Below are 16,309 nucleotides of genomic sequence, written 5' to 3'. Positions count from 1 at the left end.
TTCGCCTGATCAGGCTGCGGTGCGCGCGTCGCGCGCGGCGCGGCACGGCTCAATAGTTGGTCGGCAAATACGGCGACCTGACCGGCGTCGGCGGGTAGGTCGTGATGTAACTGGTCTGTTTCGTAAAGGCGTAGCGCACATAGACGGCGGCAAGCAGCTCGCGATACTGGTACGCGTTGCTGAACGACGCGGATGCCCCGACCGTCAACTGCGGCGCGAGCTGATATTCGCCGGCTGCGTCGAACGAGTACGACACGCCGGTGTGGCTTTGCGACGGATACACGGCGCCCGGGTCCGGAGCCAGGTTCTGGCTCGCAGCCGATGCCTGCTCGGCTGCGTTCGTCGGGTAATACGGCGAGCTGTCCTGGCGGTAGTGCTGCACGCCCAGCGAGCCGCCGACGTCGTAGGAGAAGTGGCCGTTTCTGCCGGACCAGCGGATCGGCACATTCAGGATCATGTACTGCTGCGGACTGAAGTAGCCGCCCTGGCCGAGCGTGAAGAACGACAGATTGTTCGCGTAGTGCATCAGCGTCGTGTTGACGCCGGCCGTGAGCGTCTGGTCTTCGTCCTTGTAAAGGCGCGTATAGAACCCGCCGCCGCCCTTGCCTGCCGTGTTGCTCTTTACATTGGTGCCTTCGAGGTACTGGAACTCGGCGTTCACGTAGACGCCGCTCGTGCCGTCGTCCCACGCGAGGTCGCCGCGCACGCCATTCGATGTGACACCGCCCCATTCCTGCCCGGTCGCATTGTCCGTCGTGCCGGCGTACGACAGCAGACTGTCGGTGACCGGGCGCCGCCCGGCGGTCACCTTATAGGTCACCTTGTCCGAGATGCCGCCGTTGTATTGCAGCCCGCCGATGACGTTCTGCTCGCGAAAGCCGAACGGCGTCGCGCCGACGTCTGCCTTCAGGCCGCCGATCTCATAACCGATCGACGCGCCGATACCGGCTGCGTGCTGCGAGCCCGACGGCGTGGTGTTTTGCTGGAACGCGCCGGAGCCGAAGCGCGCGAGCGTATTCGGTGAGGCATCCGATGTGCCGGCATCGAGAAGTACCGGCGTCGCGGTGATCACGACATGGCCGTCGCCTGCGTGGATCCGGCCTTGCAGCGGTGCTTCGATGTCAGTCAGGTTCGACAGGCCGTTTTCGCCATCGCGATTGCGAAAGATAATGCCACCGCCCGCAGTGCTGGTTTGCTCGCGATTGATCTGCGCCAGTTCCTCTTCGACCGTCAATGTCTGTTGCGCGGCCTGTGACGGCGGCTCGGCAGCGGCGCCCTGCGGCTGATACGGCGCGTACTGGCTCTGCGCGCTCATGCGCGGCGCCGGCGGCTGCGGGACATACGGCACGAGGCCATAGCCCTGATTCGTATAGCCCGGCGGCGGCGGTGGCGGCACGTAAGGCTGCGGTTGCGCGCCTTGTGCTGCGTACGGTTGTGGATACCCCGGAGCTTGATAACGCTGTTGCGGGTAAGCCTGCTGCGCATACGCCGGCTGCGGTTGTTGTGGAACCGGCTGCTGCTGCGCGTAACCCTGCGCGTAGGCTTGCTGAGCGTAGGCCGCTGCGTATCCCGCCGCATACGCATCCGCATAGGCAGCCTGATTCACGCCTTGTGGCGGCACGTTCTGCACGGTGCGACGTATCGTTGTGCGTGCGTTCGTACCGGATGTACGCCGCTTCGCAGTGCCGGTGTTGCCCTGTGCATAGGCTCCGTCCTGCGCGGCTTGCGTCGCTTGAGCGGCCTGCGGCGACATCGGCCAAGGCGTGCTGACATATCCGTCGGCCGGCTGTGGTGCATAGCCGCCCGCCTGCGCATACCCCGTCGGCGGTTGCGCGTAGGACGGTGCCTGCGCAGCCGCGCCCTGCGGATACGCGGCCTGCGGCGGATACGCTTGCGCTGGATAGGGTTGCGCGGAATACGCACTTGCCGGGTTCGGTTGCGACCGATAGGGTTGCGCGGCATACCCGCTCGCCGGAGTCGGTTCCGCCGGATAAGGCTGCGCCGGATACGCCTGCCCCGGCGCCCGCCCGCCGCCGGCTTGCGCCGAGCCGTACTCGTCCGGGCCATAACCTCCGGCATCGGCCAGTGTCACGGCCTGCGCGCCCGCATACGCCGCGCGGGCCGCTCCGCCTGAAGGCGCTGCCGGTAGCGCAGGCGCGAGCGAATTCATCGGCATGGCGGGCCCGGCTGCGACATAGGCCGCGTCCTGGGCCGGCTGCATCGGCGGTAGATAAGCAGGCATGGCAGGCATCGGATACGGTTGAGACAAAGCGGTACTCACAGGCGCACCGGGCGGCACGCCGCCCGAGGTGCGGTACCGCGCGTCGAACGACGACGCCGCGACGGGCATCGCAGGCAAGCGCAAGCCGCTGGTATCGCCGGTCACCTTGTTCGAAAACGGATTCATACCAGGTGGCGGAATCGGTCCTGACGGACGCAGCGGCACATTCCAGCCGTTCGGTGGCCGGCCCGCCGCACCCGCTCCGGCGGGCGCCAGCGCTGCGTTCTGCGCATACAGCGCGCGCTGCAGATACTGCGCGGCAAGCGTGTTTTTGCCTTGCGCGCGATACATCCGGCCAGCGGCCGCCAGCACGTCCGGATCGTTCGGCGCCGCGGCGAGCGCCTGTTTGATCGCCGTCTCGGCATAGCCGAAGTCGCGCGTCGACGTCGCGGCGCCGGCCGCGGCAGTCAGCAAGCCAACATCGCCCGGCTTTTGCGCAAGCGCGAGACGATAAGTGGCGAGCGCGTTCGAGTTATCCTTCGCCGCGGTATAGAGCCGCGCGAGCGCCGCGAGAATGTCCGGATCATCCGGACGCGCGGCGAGCCACGGTCCGAGCACGTCATACGCGGTCGCGAGATCGCCGGCCTGGCGTAGCGTGTCCGTGCGATGCACGACGATCGCGACATTGATCCGCTCGAAATCCTGTCTCTGCTGCGCGGTCAGCGGCGTCGCCGCAAGCCGGCGCATCAGCGCGCCCAGTTCGGCGTCCTGCCCGGTGTTCAGCAGAATGCCGGCGACGGTGAGTTGCAGGCCTACATTGCCTGGCGCTCGCGCCAGCGCGTTACGCACGATCATCAGCGCGCGGGCCGGGTCGCCGGTATTCACATACGCGGTTGCGATTGCGCCGATCAGTTCCGGGTCCTGTCCCGCGAGCGGTTCGGCCGCCAGCAACAGCGCGCGCCCCTGCGCGGCACGTCCGGCGCGTGCGAGCGCAGTCGCTTCGTCGGCCTGCTGATGCACCCACAGACGATGCTGCAACACGGTCATCGGTTGCGTGCGTTTTTCGGCCGGAACCCGGTCGAGCTGGCTGAGTCCGTAACGCCAGTCCTGCATGTCGGCGGCCAGCAATGCGCTCGCATACAGCGCGTCCGGCATATCCGGGTGCAGCGCGACGAGACCGTCCATCATGCTCTTCGCGGTCGAGTACGCGCCCTGCTTTGCATAGATACGCGCGAGGTCGAGCCGCAGCCATGGATCATCCGGATTGTTCTGCAACGCGTCTTCAAACAGCGTGCGCGCGCTGCCGAGATCGCCGCGCGCTTCAGCCGCGCGCGCCTGCGCCGCCTGCGCGGCGCCGCGCAGTTTGTCGACGCCGCCCACTTTGGCGCGCTGCTCGTCGGTCAACTGGTTCGCGAAGGCCAGCGCTTCGTCGCCGCGCCCTTGCGCGGCCAGCGCGCCGACCAGCCCGCGAATCGCGTCCGGGTTATCCGCCTGGCGCCGCAGCGCCATCCGGAACGCCGCTTCCGCGCCGCGCGGGTCGCCGGTTTGCATCAGCAGATCACCGAGCGCCACGTGCGCGGTGACATCGCCAGGGCTCACGGTAATCGCCCGCTCGAACGACGCGCGCGCTTGCGCGAAATTGCCGTTGCTCTGTTCGCCGAGCCCTTCGCTCGTGTACATCCAGTAGGTCGCGCTATTGAGCGCCTCGCGCCAACGCGCGGCGCCGCCTGACTGCGATGCACGCTGCAGGTAGTCGTGCGCATCCTTGAACTGCTCCTGCTTCAGGTACGCGATGCCCATGCCGCCCAGCGCATCCGCGTCGTTCGGAGAACTCGCGAGCACCGACGAGAAGCGCGCCTTCGCGGTGACCAGATCGCCACGGTCGAGCGCGGCAAAGCCTTCCGCGATGGTGCGTCCGCGCGCATCGACTTCGGCATTCTGCTGCGCGCGCTCGCGGGCCCGGCGGTCCTCGTCGGCGATCGAGTCGGCACGCGCCTTGACCGCAGCGTCATCCGGCACGACGTTCAGATACGCCTGAAAAAGCGGCGCGTCCGATGCGCGCACGCCGAGCCACAACAACGCCTGCCGCCAGCTCGCCTTGGCCTGCGCGCCGACCGTCGGATCGTTCACGAGTTGCGCGAGCCGGTTGATGCCGTCACGCCGGTTCGCTTCGCGGTACGTCAGATGCTGCGCGTACGCCAGCGCGAAGCGCGGATCGTCCGGATGCTCACGCGCGAGCTGCTCGAGGCCGCGGCGCGCTTCCTCCCAGCCTTGCGGCGTACCGCCAAGCGTCTGGTAATACTCGCGCGCGAGCTGCGGATCGGTCGGCTTCGTGCCGAGCGCCTGCCGGTACACCTGCGCGGCGGACGCGGCCTGGCCGCCCTGCGCGAGCCGCCGCGCTTCGTTGACGGCCTGATCGGTCGGACTGGTTTCGCCCAGACGCCGCGCGAGCTCGCCGGTCGACGGGTAATTCGGCGCCGCCGCGCGCAGACGCGCGAGATACTGCTGCGCGCCGGCGCGGTCCTTGCGGTCGATCAGCACGATGCCCATCCCGTACAGCGCGTCGGGCTGCTGCGGGTCGACCCGCAGCACCTTCTGCCACGCCTGCTCGGCAAGGTCGCCGCGTTGATGCGTCTGCCAGTACCTGCCCTGGTCGATCAGCACCTTGAGCGCGTCGTTGGCCGGCGCTTGCGCGTCGACCGCAACCGGCGCGGCCGCGCCAAACGCGAGCAGCGCGCCGATTACGAGTGCGCGTGGGCAGGTACGCATAGCTTCTCCCAACGCGGCACGAGCCGTCCGTTGGCATCGAAACGGTAGCGGCCGTCGGCGGAGCCGGTGCCGAATAGCATCAGGACCTCGTTGTAATAGATAGGCATGTTGTTCGCGGCCGCCGACGTGCCTGACGCCGCCGCTGCACTGGGGGCCGGCGCATCCGACGCGCGCGCGCCGAACGCTGCGAGATGGGTTTGCGCGAGGTTCGCCGCGCGCGCGTCGTTCAGCGCGCGAAAGTAAGGCAGCAGCGCGCCCCAGAAGCCGATCGGCGCTTCGCCCTGCACCGCGCCGCTGGTGGTCGCGACGCGCTCCGGCGGCACGCCGGTCTGCGCGACCTGCTCGCGCATGCCGCCGATTGCATCGAGCCAGGGTTTCGCCAGCGGATCGGCGGGGTCGGTCAGACCGGCCCACAGATACACGCGAATCGCGTCGTAACTGCCGATGTCGCCTCGTTTCGGATCGACGATAAAACGGCCGGCGCGCCACGCTGCCCAGTCGGGCGAAAAACCGCGTGGTGCGGTGGTCTTGACCAGCGTGTACGCATTCGCCGCGATGCTCGACCATGGCCCCGACGGCGCTTGAGCCGCCAGCGCGCGCAACACCGGCAACGGCAGATAGCTCGGATTCAGACGCGTCGTGTCAGCGGTCTGGAATCCGTGCGGGCCAGGCAGCAGCATCGGGCCCAAACCGGCAAGCGTCGCCACTTCCTGCTTTTCGATCTGCGTGACAAGCGCCCATCCGAGCTTCGCATACGACGGCTCGTGCCACAGCCGTGCCGCTTCGAACAGGTCGTACGCAATCCACACGTCCGAGTCGGATGCGGAGTTCACGTCGAGCACGCCATACGAACCGTCGGGCTTGCGTCCCCACTGCCATGCGGGCAGCTTCAGGTCGTTGGCGTCGAAACGGCCGGCCGACAGATTCGCGCGCGTCCACGCGAGCAAGCGGTCGAACGTCGCGCGGTCATTCGCGACCAGCGCGAAGAACATCCCATATGACTGCCCTTCGGATGTGCTTTGCTGAACCGCGGTCGAAAAGTCGACGATGCGGCCGTCCTGCTGCATGAAGTGCGCGATGAACTGCCGGTACGCGCTCCAGTCGTCACAAGCCGCGGGCTGCGCCGCCTGCGCGACGTTCGCGCTGCACGCGAGCGCGCCGGTCAACGCCAACGCCGACGCAAAGCGGCGCATCAGTTGCGCGGCTGCACGGGAGCCAAGGTCACGAAGCGCCCGCATATCAATCCAGCAGCCGGCGCGCCGCGATCGCGCGCAGCAGCCGGTAGAAGAGCGCCGCGAAAATCAGCGCCGCGATCACGCCGCCGATCAGCAATAGCAACGGATGCTCGGATAACGCCCAGCGCAAATATTGAATTGGCGACAAACGGCCGACGTAGTACACGTCGCCGTTGGACACCACTTCGAGGGTGCGGCCGCGCACAACAGTCAGGCCGCCCTGGATCTGGCTGACCAGATCCGGATCGAGCAGCGCGCTCATCAGATCGGCATCCGACTGCCCGGGCGCGGCGATCAGCGCGACCACACTGCGCCCTCTGCGCAACGGCGACTCGAAGCCGGTCAGAATCGCATCGCCCGATGCGTTGACCAGCGACAAATCCGCACGGCCCGCCGTCCGTACGCCGCCACGATTGCCATACCACCAGTTGGTCAGCCGGAATGACGCATTCGACAGCGGCCAGCGCCGCGCATCCTTATCGGACGAGAACGGCATCGACTGCTCCCACGTCGTCAGCAACGGTTGCTGGCCCGGCGCGCCAAGGATCAGCAGATCCTTGTCCGCATGGCGCGACATATCGTTCGGTGCGCCGACCGTCACGCCGGTCACTGGATAGCCGGTCGATGCGCCCATGCGGCCCATCACCATCAGATACAGGCTCAGGTCGGCCGGCCCCGGCTGCGCCGGCAGGATCACCGCGGTCTCCGACAGGTCCGCCAGCCGGGTGAACGGGAAGCCGCTATTCGCGAACGCGGCGAGGTTCGGCAGCGCCATGAAGTGCGGGAACGACGACAGGTCGATCGTCGAATCCGGATCGATCTCGCCACGCACGTTGTCGATCAGCTGGCCCTGGCATTCGCCCGTCTTCGGCATGTCGTAGTAAAAGTGGAAGCGCAACTGCGCCTGCGACGTCAGCAGATGCGGCGGGATGTAGATCATCCGCTGCGCCTGCGCCGTGTGATCGGGCAGCAGCCGGTTCAGCCAGCGGCCGAGATCGAGCATCGACGACGGCACCGCCGGAATGCGCAGCGACTGCACGAACGTGTTGTCGACGTTGATATTGAGCGTCGAGCGGTCCGGCGCCGGCCGCGCGGTAAAGCGGTAGCGCAGATCGACCGGGATGCCCTTCGAGCGCCACGTAAACAGGTCCGGCGCGACGCGCAGATTCACGCGGATCACGTCCGGGTTGTAGCCCGACACGGAGAGTTCGCCGGGCTGCGTCAGTTCGCCGAAACTCACTGCGCGGTCGGTCGGCAGCCAGGCCGGCGCGTCGTACGGCTCACGCGGACGCGGCGCATCGACGTGCGTGATGGTTTGCACCGCGCCGGCCAGCGCCGTTTCGCCGAGCGCCAGCGCGGTCGCCGCGGTCTTCAGTTCGCGCGAATCGCGGCCGAGCACCAGCAGCAGTTTGCCGCGCGCCGGCGCTTCACGATCGACGACCGCCAGCATCGGGCCTTCGATCGTCGGCAGCGTGATGCCGGCCGGGTGATCGTCACTGGTTGCAAACACAACTGCATTGCCCGATGCGGGCGGCGTATCGAGCTGCGCGGGAAAGAGCGCGCCGCGGTAGCGTGCGAGCGAGCCGAACCAAGACGCGACAATGCCGGCCGCTTCGAGCGTTTCCGCATTCGGCTTCGCGGAAAACACGAACGGCAACTCGAGCCGGCGGATGTCGCGGCGATCGAAAAACGGCAGCGGCAGCAGCCCCAGGTCGGGCTTCGTCGCAAGCGGGCTGAACGTCAGATCGAGCGCGCTCGCATTGCTCACCGTGGCCCACAACGCGCTGCTCGCCGGGTCTTCACAGCCCTGTGTGTCGTGCGCAATCAGTTGCACGTTCAGGTTGTTGAACTCGGTAATCAGACGCGGTTCGAGCGGGATATCGCGTGCGACCAGCATGCCGGCCTGCTCGCGCGGCATCGGCAGCGTCGCGGCGACTTCGCCGTTCACCAGCACTTTCAGATGCGACAGGTTCGTCAGCAGCGACGGCGAATAGCTGTAGATCAGATGCAGCGTCGCCGCAGTGACGACTTCGTCGGCGCGCACCGAGAACGGCACGCCGTTCTGGCTGTCGACGCCGCGCAGTTGCAGCGGATCGAGCGCGCCCAACTGCTCGAACGTGAATACCTGACGCCGGCCGCCGGCGGTCAGCGAGCCGTTATCGGCAGTGGTGGCCATCGTGTTGCGGCCGGCGTGCACCGCAGCAAAGCTCGATGCAACGGGGTCCGCGAGCGCCGGTAGCGCAGCGGCGGCGGCATTCAGCACGTGCGCCGCTCCGGCCTGCGCGCCGGCATCGCCTGGCGGGAGCGGCGCGGTCGCCGCAACCGCTGCAGCGCTCGCCGCATTCACGCTCGCAGCCGCGGACGAGCGCCCCGCCGACTGCGCGGTAGACGACGTCGAACTGTGCGACTTTGAACCCGCCGACGTCGAACCGTCCGCCGCACCGGACGGCATCGCGGTGACCGGCGCTTCTTGACGCGCGCCGACCTCGCCGTTGCGTGGCGCGACGGCCGATGGTTTTGCGTCGGTCTGCGCAGCGGTAGTCGCCGCGTGTGCCGCCGGACATACGCCGCCGCCACCGAGTAGCGCGATAGCGGTCAGCCACGCGCTCAACGCGCCGGCCACGCGCAACAGGCCGCGTCCCGCGCGTGCCTGCATGCCTGACATCCAGCTTGCGATCGAGCCGCACGGCGCGCTGTCGGGCGAGCCATGCCGTGTTGATCCGGACGAGTCACTGCGCGCGTCGTTGTCACGTCGCATGTTCCTCATGGCCTTATTTTCCGGTCTTGGGGTCTTGTGTTGCCGTCTTGTGTTTGCCGCTGATAAGCGCGCGCAAGTCGGCGTGGAGATGTTCGAAGAGCCCGGCTATCCCGCTGACGCCGACGCTCAACACGTGCCCGAGGCTACGTAGCGGCGTGTCGAGCTCGCGCCCTTCCGCCCAACTGGTCCACGCGTCGGCGCGTGCGAACGTGCTCTGTACGAACTCGAGCTCCTGCGCGCGCGTGAGCGGCGCGAACTGCAAGCCGACGCGGCCCGGCACCGAGTACGTGACGTCGGCCGGAAACACGAACTCTTCGGCGCCGCGAAACAGCGATACGACGACGCTCTCGTGCAACGGCACATGCACGTCGCCCGGCAGATTCAACGCGACACCGCCCTCCGCGTAGTCGACGGTCTCGCACGCGAGCGTGCGGCCGGTCGTGAAACGCAGCGATGCGGGGAAGCGCATCGCGACACGCGGCGTGCTGCGCACCTGGCGCTGCTCGCGTGCCGCGGCAACGCTCGCGCCGAGAATCAGCATGTTGTAGCCGGTCCACGCGAGGTTCAGGATCGTCGTTTGCACCTCGCTGTGCGAATGCCAGTTGGTCGCGATGTGCCAGCCGCCGGCCACGAAACCGAGCAGATTCAGCACCAGCAGGATCAGGTAGGGCCGCGAGATGCTCCAGTCGAAGTACTGTTCTTCGATGCGCCCGCCTTTCGCGGTCACGTTGAACTTGCCGAGCTTCGGGTTGATCATCGCGAGCAAGGTCGGCGCGGTGATGTACGACGCGAGCACCGATTCATACACCTCCGACCAGAACGAATGGCGGAACTGCCGCTGCATCCGCGAGTTCGTGATGCTCGCGTGGAACATGTGCGGTAGCGCGTAGACCGCGATCGTCCCGGCGAGCGCCTCGATGATGTGCGCGTTGAAGAACAGATACGCGAGCGGCGCGGTCAGAAACACGAGCCGCGGGATGCCGTAGAAGAAGTGCATCATCGCGTTCAGATAGCAGAGCCGCTGCCCGAACGACAGCCCGCGCCCGTAAAGCGGATTGTCGATGCGGAAAATCTGCGTCATGCCGCGCGCCCATCGGATACGCTGGCCGATGTGGCCGCCGAGATTTTCGGTCGCGAGGCCCGCGGCCTGTGGGATCGCGAGATAGGCCGTGGTGTAGCCGCGCCGGTGCAGTTTCAGTGCGGTATGCGCGTCCTCCGTGACCGTTTCGACCGCGATGCCGCCAATCTCCTCGACCATCGTCCGGCGCAGCAGCGCACACGAGCCGCAGAAGAACGTCGCGTTCCACAGGTCGTTGCCGTCCTGCACGAGCCCATAGAACAGTTCGCCTTCGTTCGGCACGTTGCGGAACGTGCCGAGGTTCTTTTCGAACGGGTCTGCGGAGAAGAAATGGTGCGGCGTCTGCAGCATCGACAACTTCTTGTCGCGCAGGAACCAGCCGAGTCCGATCTGCAGGAACGAGCGCGTCGGAATGTGATCGCAGTCGAAAATCGCCAGATATTCGCCGTCGGTAATCTTCAACGCCTCGTTGATGTTGCCGGCCTTCGCATGGCGGTTATTCGACCGGATCGTCCACGCGACGCCCACTTCCTCGCAGAACGCCTTGAATTCGGCGCGGCGGCCGTCGTCGAGCACGTGGATCGACAGTTTGTCTCTCGGGTAATCAAGCGCGATCGCCGCATAGATGGTCGGCTTCACCACCGACAGCGGCTCGTTGTAGGTTGGAATGAAGATGTCGACGGTTGGCCACAGGCTGCGATCCGCGGGCAATGGCATCGGCTTGCGCTTTAACGGCCACGCGGTCTGGAAGTAGCCAAGCATCAGCACGAGCGCCGCGTACACTTCGGCGCTCACGAGCAGCAGGCCCCACGCGGCATCGAGCGGGTGCTGCCAGTGCGTGGTTTCGGTGAGCCGCCAGTACATATAGCGGCCGGTCGCGATCACGGACAGCATGATCATCACCAGCGTCGCATAGTGCCCTTGCGCGCGGCGAAACAGCAGCGCGCAGACGAAGCAGCAGACCGCGAATATCAGTTGCTGCAGCGGTTCGAACGGCACCGTCCACACGAAATACAGCACCGCGAGCGCGAAAATGCCGAACAGCACTGCGACGATCTTGCTGCCGAGCAGGCGTCCGTCGACCATCCGCGATGCGAAACGGTCGAAGCGCGAGCGGCGCGGCGGCTCCGAGTCGGTGTCGGCAAGAATGTCTTCCGGCGTGGCGCTCATGCGACGCTCCTTGGCAACGACGTCCGCCCGTTCAGCCTCGCATCGAGCCAGTCGCCGCACGCGCGCAGGTCGGCGCACGCCTGGGACAACGGGTCGTAGTGAATCACCGTCGTGTCGTACGCGAGCGCTTCGCTGACGCCCTGATCCAGATGCACGACGCCGGGAAACAGGTTCGGCGCGAGCGAGCCGCGCAGCACCTTCAGCACGTCTTTGGTCAGATCGCGCCCGACGTCGACCTGATTGATCACATAGCCCTCGCCCAGAAAATCGGCGCGCGGCACCGCATAGGTCTGAACGAGTCGTTCCATATGCGGGATCGCGGCATACGACGCCGCATCGGCGATCACGACGTTGAGCACGAAGCCGGCAGCGATCAATGCGGCGCGCGTGTAGACAGTCGCGCCCGGCGGTGTGTCGATCAGCACGATGTCGGATGGCTCGAGTGCAAGCGCATCGAGCGATTCGCGCACCAGATGCGGGTCCTTGTCGAGGCGCGCTTCGAACGCGCGGCGATCGTCTTCATTCAGCACGCCGTGCGGCAGCACGGTGACGCCGTCGATACTGTCGAACATCACGCTGCGCCATGCGTTACCGCTGGCACTTGCGCGCGCGAGGCCGTCGAAATGATCGACCGGCACGCCGAAGTGCAAGCGCAATGCGTTTTGCGGATCGAAGTCGACGGCGATCACGCGATGCCCGGTCGAGCCAAGCACCGACGCGAGATTCGCGGCCAGCGTCGTTTTGCCGACGCCGCCTTTTGCGGAGACCACGGCGATCACTTTCATGGCCGCCCGCTGCCCGGCGTGCCGGCCAGTCGCGTGAACACGCTCGAGAGCTCGCGCGACCCGGGCTGCGCCGATGGCTCGGGTGCCGGGGCTGCGAACATGCCCGACAAAATCGAGCCGTTAGACGCCGCGCGCGGACTGGATTGAGATTGCGACTGCGCGGGCGCAGCGCCTGGGGCGGGCGCCCGTGCAAACGTTTGCTTTCGGTCGGTAAGGATGCGTACCTGAGACTGACGCGATTCGTCACGCGTCGGAGTTGCCGCGGGCACTGCTGCCGCGGCGGCTGCGGCGGCCGGAACGCCGGGCGGCATCGTGGTCGCGTGCGCGGCGCTCATGACTGACGTACGCGAAGTTTCCTCGCGCGGCGGACCAGGCGGCGCTACTTCGTTTGCACTTGCAGCGGCCCGCTCGTCACGCGCTGCGCTGAAACGCGTGGATGCCGGTCGCGACGGTTCGACCGGCGGCGGCATCGTCGCATGCCGGTGAACGCGTGCGAACAGCGGCTCGCGCGGCGTATCCGACGTGGGAGGCGTGGAAGACATGCCGAACGTGGTGCGATCACGCGTGGCCGCGCCCGCGATCGCTACATTCGCGGCCGGCACACCCGCGACCTGCACGGGGGACTTCGCCTGAGTGGACGCTGTGCGCGACGCCGGCTGTCCGGCACCCGGCACTTGCCCCGGGTGCGCGATGTCGACTGCGGCCAGCAGCGGCCAGCGCGACGTGGCATGCTTGACGGCGTCGTCGCGCGCGACTTCCTGGTAGCGGTCGGGGTCGCCACCGAACCGCTTGAAGAGATTATCGATGTCGTCTGAAACGCTCATGTTCGCGTACCTCCAGGTCCCGTCGGACCCGCTTTCTCATTCTCTGGCTGGCGCGATGATCGCGTTGCGATCGACCTACGCCGTTCACATTTCGAAGGTCGTGTTGCTCACGCAGCTTTCGCGAGACGGAATTCCAATGCATGTAGATTGCCGGTCTCGACCTGCTGCAGCGCCAGCGTGCCTGCCCCGAGCGCGTGTAGCCAGCGCTGGTATGCGCCCTCGAGAAACGCAGGCGTCCAGATCGCACCGGCTGTGCCGAATGCCGCGAGCGGCGCGCAGAAATGTTCGATTGCCAGGTAATCGTTTTGCTCGACCAGATTCACAAAGCCCCAGTCGAGCGATGACCATGTCTTGTTGAAGAAGGACGCGAGATCGTCAAGCGTCGCGCACGCGATGGCCGGATGCGCATCGGCAAATCTGACACCGATGCGCGCCATCAGCTCGCGCAATTGCGCCGTTTCCAGTTGCGTTTCGAATTCTTCGGCTAGCGCGGTCAGAAAAGCGCGCCATTGCGTTGAAGCATGATGTCTCGTGTAATAGTCGAGTAACGGGGCCGTGTGTTCGTCTTGCATGTCCGGAAATTTCTTCACGTTTCGTTGACTGCATTAGCACCGGCAAACGCCGGACCGACGCGGCGTTGAACAGCTTTCGCGAACTCCAGCAAGGCGTCGCAAGCATAGCATCGTTCGTTACGCACAAAAATGCAAACTTCGATGCGAACCGCATCCAGACAGCGTGTTGTGTGAAATGAACGACGTTTTTCCGCGCGCATGCAACAGCACTTGACTTCGAATTTTGCTTTATCACTGCATGCGTTTTTCCATTACCCGATTAGATGACCGGAGGCCGCATCATGAACGATCACGACGCAACTCAATTTCTGGCTGATGTTCGAAAGCCGCTGCTCGCGTTGCATAAGGCAATCCTCGAACATGAACGCGCGGACTACGAAAAGGAGCTCGGCGCGGTCACGCCTGCCGCGTTCTTGCAGGCTCTGATCAACAACCCGGGGTTCCGGTGGCTTGCGCCTTTGTCGACCGTTATCGCAAACGTCGACGAAATGCTCGATGCCGATGACGCGACACCGCAGCAGCGGATCGGCGCCGCGCAAGGTGTGGTCGCGCTGTTCTCGCAGGAGACACCGGACAACGGATTTCTGCTGCGCTATCGGCAACTTTTACAGGCGAGTGCCGACGTGCTGCATCAGCATGGACGAGTCGCGCAGGTGTTGCGACAGGTCCAGACCTGACGTCGCGATGCGCGCGTTTTATGTGTCGGGTCCCGAACTTTCTCACCTTCGCGGGTGACGCGCGATGGCGCGCAACGCGCATGCTCAATCTATCCGAATTCTCACCGCGCACCGTGAAGATAGCTATTGCGCGGGCGACGCATTGCCTGGCAATGCTTCCTATCGAATACTGCGTCGTACGAAGGTGAGACTTTGCGGGATGCGTCCGATGCCGCGTCCCGGACGATGCATTACGCCGCCGCGTTCAGCTTGCGCCATAGCGTCGTCTTGCTGATGCCGAGCATCTCGCATACGCGGTCGCGATCGCCGCCGCAGGCTTCGAGCGCCGCCCGTATTTCGTCGGCTTCAATACGGCGACTGCGTTGACGCAGTGTCAATTCGCGCAAGCCAGCCGACGCATCGTCGAACACCTCCGGCGCGATCGCCCGCAACACGTCGACGCTCAGCACCCGTGCGCCGCTTTCGCCACTGTCCGCCAGTTCCACCGCAATCCGCTCGATCACGTTCTGCAATTCACGCACATTGCCTGGCCATGCGTGACGGCACAGCGGCTCGCGCACCTTGGCAAGCACGCGCGCGGCCTGCTGCGCACTGCCGATATACGCGGCGAGCCGCGGCTCACGCCGCGCGGCCTGATACAGCAGTTCCGCGGCAAGCGCCACGATGTCCGCTTGCCGTTCGCGCAGCGGCGGCAACCCGATATTCAGGATGTTGATCCGATAGAACAGGTCCGCGCGAAACGCGCCCGCGTCGAGTGCATCGGTCAGCGAGCGATGCGTCGCCGCGACGATCCGCACGTCGATGCGGGTTGGCTCGGTCGCACCGAGCCGCACCACCTCGCGCTCCTGCAACACGCGCAACAAGCGGCTTTGCAACGGCAGCGGCATCTCGCCGATTTCATCGAGGAACAGCGTGCCGCGATGCGCGGCTTCGATCAGGCCCGCCTTGCCGCCGCGCCGCGCACCGGTAAAAGCGCCCTCTTCGTAGCCGAACAGTTCGCTTTCCAGCAGCGCCTCAGGAAACGCGCCGCAGTTGATCGCGACAAATGGAAAGTCGCGCCGCGCGCTCAACTGATGCAGGCTCTGCGCGACCATTTCCTTGCCGGTCCCGCTTTCGCCCAGAATCAGCACAGTCGCATCGGATTTCGCATAGCGGCGCACCAGCGTGCGCACGCGGTCGATCGCGTCGCACTCGCCGATCAGATCGTCGAGCCGGTAACGCGCGGTGAATTGCCGCGTGCGCTGGCGCGAACGCAAGGTTCGATCGAGACGTTCGACCGCGCGCGATTCCTGAAACGTCAGCACCATCCCGCTCGTCACGCCGCGTTCGACCAGCGGCCCGCGATGAACGACGTAGCTGACGCCGCGCACGTTTTCGAGCGATTCGCCTTCGCTATCGAGCGCGCTGTGTGCGAGGTCCGGCGCGAGTTCGGCCAGCAGCCGGCCGACCGCCGCGGCCGCTTCGATGCCAAGCGCCGCGGCAAGACGCTGATTGATCGCTTCGACGCGCCCTTGTGCATCGAGCGCCGCGACGCCGTCGCGCAAGTGCTGCAGCACGTTATCGAGGCGCTGGCGGCGCGCGATCTCGCTCCACGTCGCGTGCACGACGTCGAGCGCGGTATCGAGCGCCGCACGCACCGACGCGCGCGAGTACAGAAACACCGCTTCCATGCCGACGCGCGCGGCGATTTCAGTCACGAGACCAGGGCCGACCACCGCATCGACGCCGCGATCGCGCAGATCGAGCACGCAGGCTTGCGCGTCCTGCTCGGAGCGATACGACGCGAATAACAGGTCGAGCCCATACGCGGCGGCAAAACGGCGCGCCTCGGGCGGCGTTTCGCCGTAGGTGACGAGCGCGACCGATGTCGCGTCGCGCCGCGCGCGGGCTAGCGCATGCATCACGTCGAAGCCGGTCGGATTGACCAGCACGACGGGGACATCGATGCGCGCCTTCAGATAGGTACCGTTCGAGCCGGCGGCGACCACGACGTCCGGCCGCTTCGCGCCGGCGGCTTCGATTTCGCGGACGGCATCTTCGTAACCGAGCGACACCAGTTGCAGATCGGCGCGGCCGTTGTATTCATCGGCGATGTCGCGGAACAGGTCCCGCAACTTGCTGATGCCGATGGCCCAGACGCGGGGATGGGAATGCGGATCGGAAAGGCGGTTCATAGGCGCAATCGGCGACAGACACACTGATCGCTCAATTATGCGCGCG

General features: G+C 66.2%; 9 protein-coding genes. 1 reads left to right on the top strand and 8 read right to left on the bottom strand.

All coding sequences use genetic code 11. From position 1 onward, the window contains the following. Positions 1-49 precede the first annotated feature (49 nt). From BX592_RS12345 to bcsD, 7 genes are all read right to left on the bottom strand, one after another. Entirely contained in the window at positions 50-4,990 is a 4,941-nt protein-coding gene (locus tag BX592_RS12345; protein ID WP_134192063.1) for a cellulose synthase subunit BcsC-related outer membrane protein, read from the bottom strand. After that, positions 4,963-6,183 (bottom strand): cellulose synthase complex periplasmic endoglucanase BcsZ, encoded by a 1,221-nt coding sequence (gene bcsZ, locus BX592_RS12340; protein ID WP_134192227.1) that lies wholly within the window; start codon positions 6,181-6,183, stop codon positions 4,963-4,965. Before bcsZ ends, BX592_RS12345 begins: the two co-directional genes overlap by 28 nt. A gap of 46 nt (positions 6,184-6,229) precedes the next feature. Beyond that, entirely contained in the window at positions 6,230-8,983 is a 2,754-nt protein-coding gene (bcsB, locus tag BX592_RS12335; protein ID WP_243849501.1) for a cellulose biosynthesis cyclic di-GMP-binding regulatory protein BcsB, read from the bottom strand. 13 nt (positions 8,984-8,996) lie between these two features. Next, the gene (bcsA, locus tag BX592_RS12330) at positions 8,997-11,231 is read right to left on the bottom strand and encodes a UDP-forming cellulose synthase catalytic subunit (RefSeq protein ID WP_134192062.1); all 2,235 of its coding nucleotides are present in this window, start codon (positions 11,229-11,231) and stop codon (positions 8,997-8,999) included. After that, positions 11,228-12,016: a cellulose biosynthesis protein BcsQ gene (gene bcsQ, locus BX592_RS12325; protein WP_134192061.1), complete on the bottom strand. Its 789-nt coding sequence runs from the start codon at positions 12,014-12,016 to the stop codon at positions 11,228-11,230. Before bcsQ ends, bcsA begins: the two co-directional genes overlap by 4 nt. Then, a complete protein-coding gene (bcsP, locus tag BX592_RS12320; RefSeq protein ID WP_134192060.1) occupies positions 12,013-12,840 on the bottom strand; it encodes a cellulose biosynthesis protein BcsP in 828 nt (275 codons plus the stop codon). The genes bcsQ and bcsP overlap by 4 nt, the downstream gene beginning before the upstream one ends. 107 nt (positions 12,841-12,947) lie before the next feature. Then, positions 12,948-13,412, bottom strand: a complete 465-nt coding sequence (gene bcsD / locus BX592_RS12315; protein WP_134192059.1) for a cellulose biosynthesis protein BcsD — start codon at positions 13,410-13,412, stop codon at positions 12,948-12,950. A gap of 281 nt (positions 13,413-13,693) precedes the next feature. On the opposite strand from bcsD, the gene BX592_RS12310 reads away from it, so the two are divergent. Beyond that, positions 13,694-14,089, top strand: coding sequence for a hypothetical protein (locus tag BX592_RS12310; RefSeq protein ID WP_134192058.1), 396 nt, complete (start codon positions 13,694-13,696; stop codon positions 14,087-14,089). A 230-nt stretch (positions 14,090-14,319) separates the two neighbouring features. On the opposite strand, the gene prpR is transcribed toward BX592_RS12310, so the two are convergent. After that, entirely contained in the window at positions 14,320-16,263 is a 1,944-nt protein-coding gene (gene prpR / locus BX592_RS12305; RefSeq protein ID WP_208327893.1) for a propionate catabolism operon regulatory protein PrpR, read from the bottom strand. Between the last annotated feature and the right edge of the window lie 46 nt (positions 16,264-16,309).

Source organism: Paraburkholderia rhizosphaerae, from assembly GCF_004366595.1.
GTDB lineage: Bacteria > Pseudomonadota > Gammaproteobacteria > Burkholderiales > Burkholderiaceae > Paraburkholderia > Paraburkholderia rhizosphaerae.
This window is presented reverse-complemented; position numbering and strand designations above follow the sequence as displayed.

Excerpts from the sequence above, each read along its gene's own strand:
- BX592_RS12345 (WP_134192063.1), bottom strand. The coding sequence starts at position 4,990 with ATGCGTACCTGCCCACGCGCACTCGTAATCGGCGCGCTGCTCGCGTTT.
- bcsZ (WP_134192227.1), bottom strand. The coding sequence starts at position 6,183 with ATGCGCCGCTTTGCGTCGGCGTTGGCGTTGACCGGCGCGCTCGCGTGC.
- bcsB (WP_243849501.1), bottom strand. The coding sequence starts at position 8,983 with ATGCGACGTGACAACGACGCGCGCAGTGACTCGTCCGGATCAACACGG.
- bcsA (WP_134192062.1), bottom strand. The coding sequence starts at position 11,231 with ATGAGCGCCACGCCGGAAGACATTCTTGCCGACACCGACTCGGAGCCG.
- bcsQ (WP_134192061.1), bottom strand. The coding sequence starts at position 12,016 with ATGAAAGTGATCGCCGTGGTCTCCGCAAAAGGCGGCGTCGGCAAAACG.
- bcsP (WP_134192060.1), bottom strand. The coding sequence starts at position 12,840 with ATGAGCGTTTCAGACGACATCGATAATCTCTTCAAGCGGTTCGGTGGC.
- bcsD (WP_134192059.1), bottom strand. The coding sequence starts at position 13,412 with ATGCAAGACGAACACACGGCCCCGTTACTCGACTATTACACGAGACAT.
- BX592_RS12310 (WP_134192058.1), top strand. The coding sequence starts at position 13,694 with ATGAACGATCACGACGCAACTCAATTTCTGGCTGATGTTCGAAAGCCG.
- prpR (WP_208327893.1), bottom strand. The coding sequence starts at position 16,263 with ATGAACCGCCTTTCCGATCCGCATTCCCATCCCCGCGTCTGGGCCATC.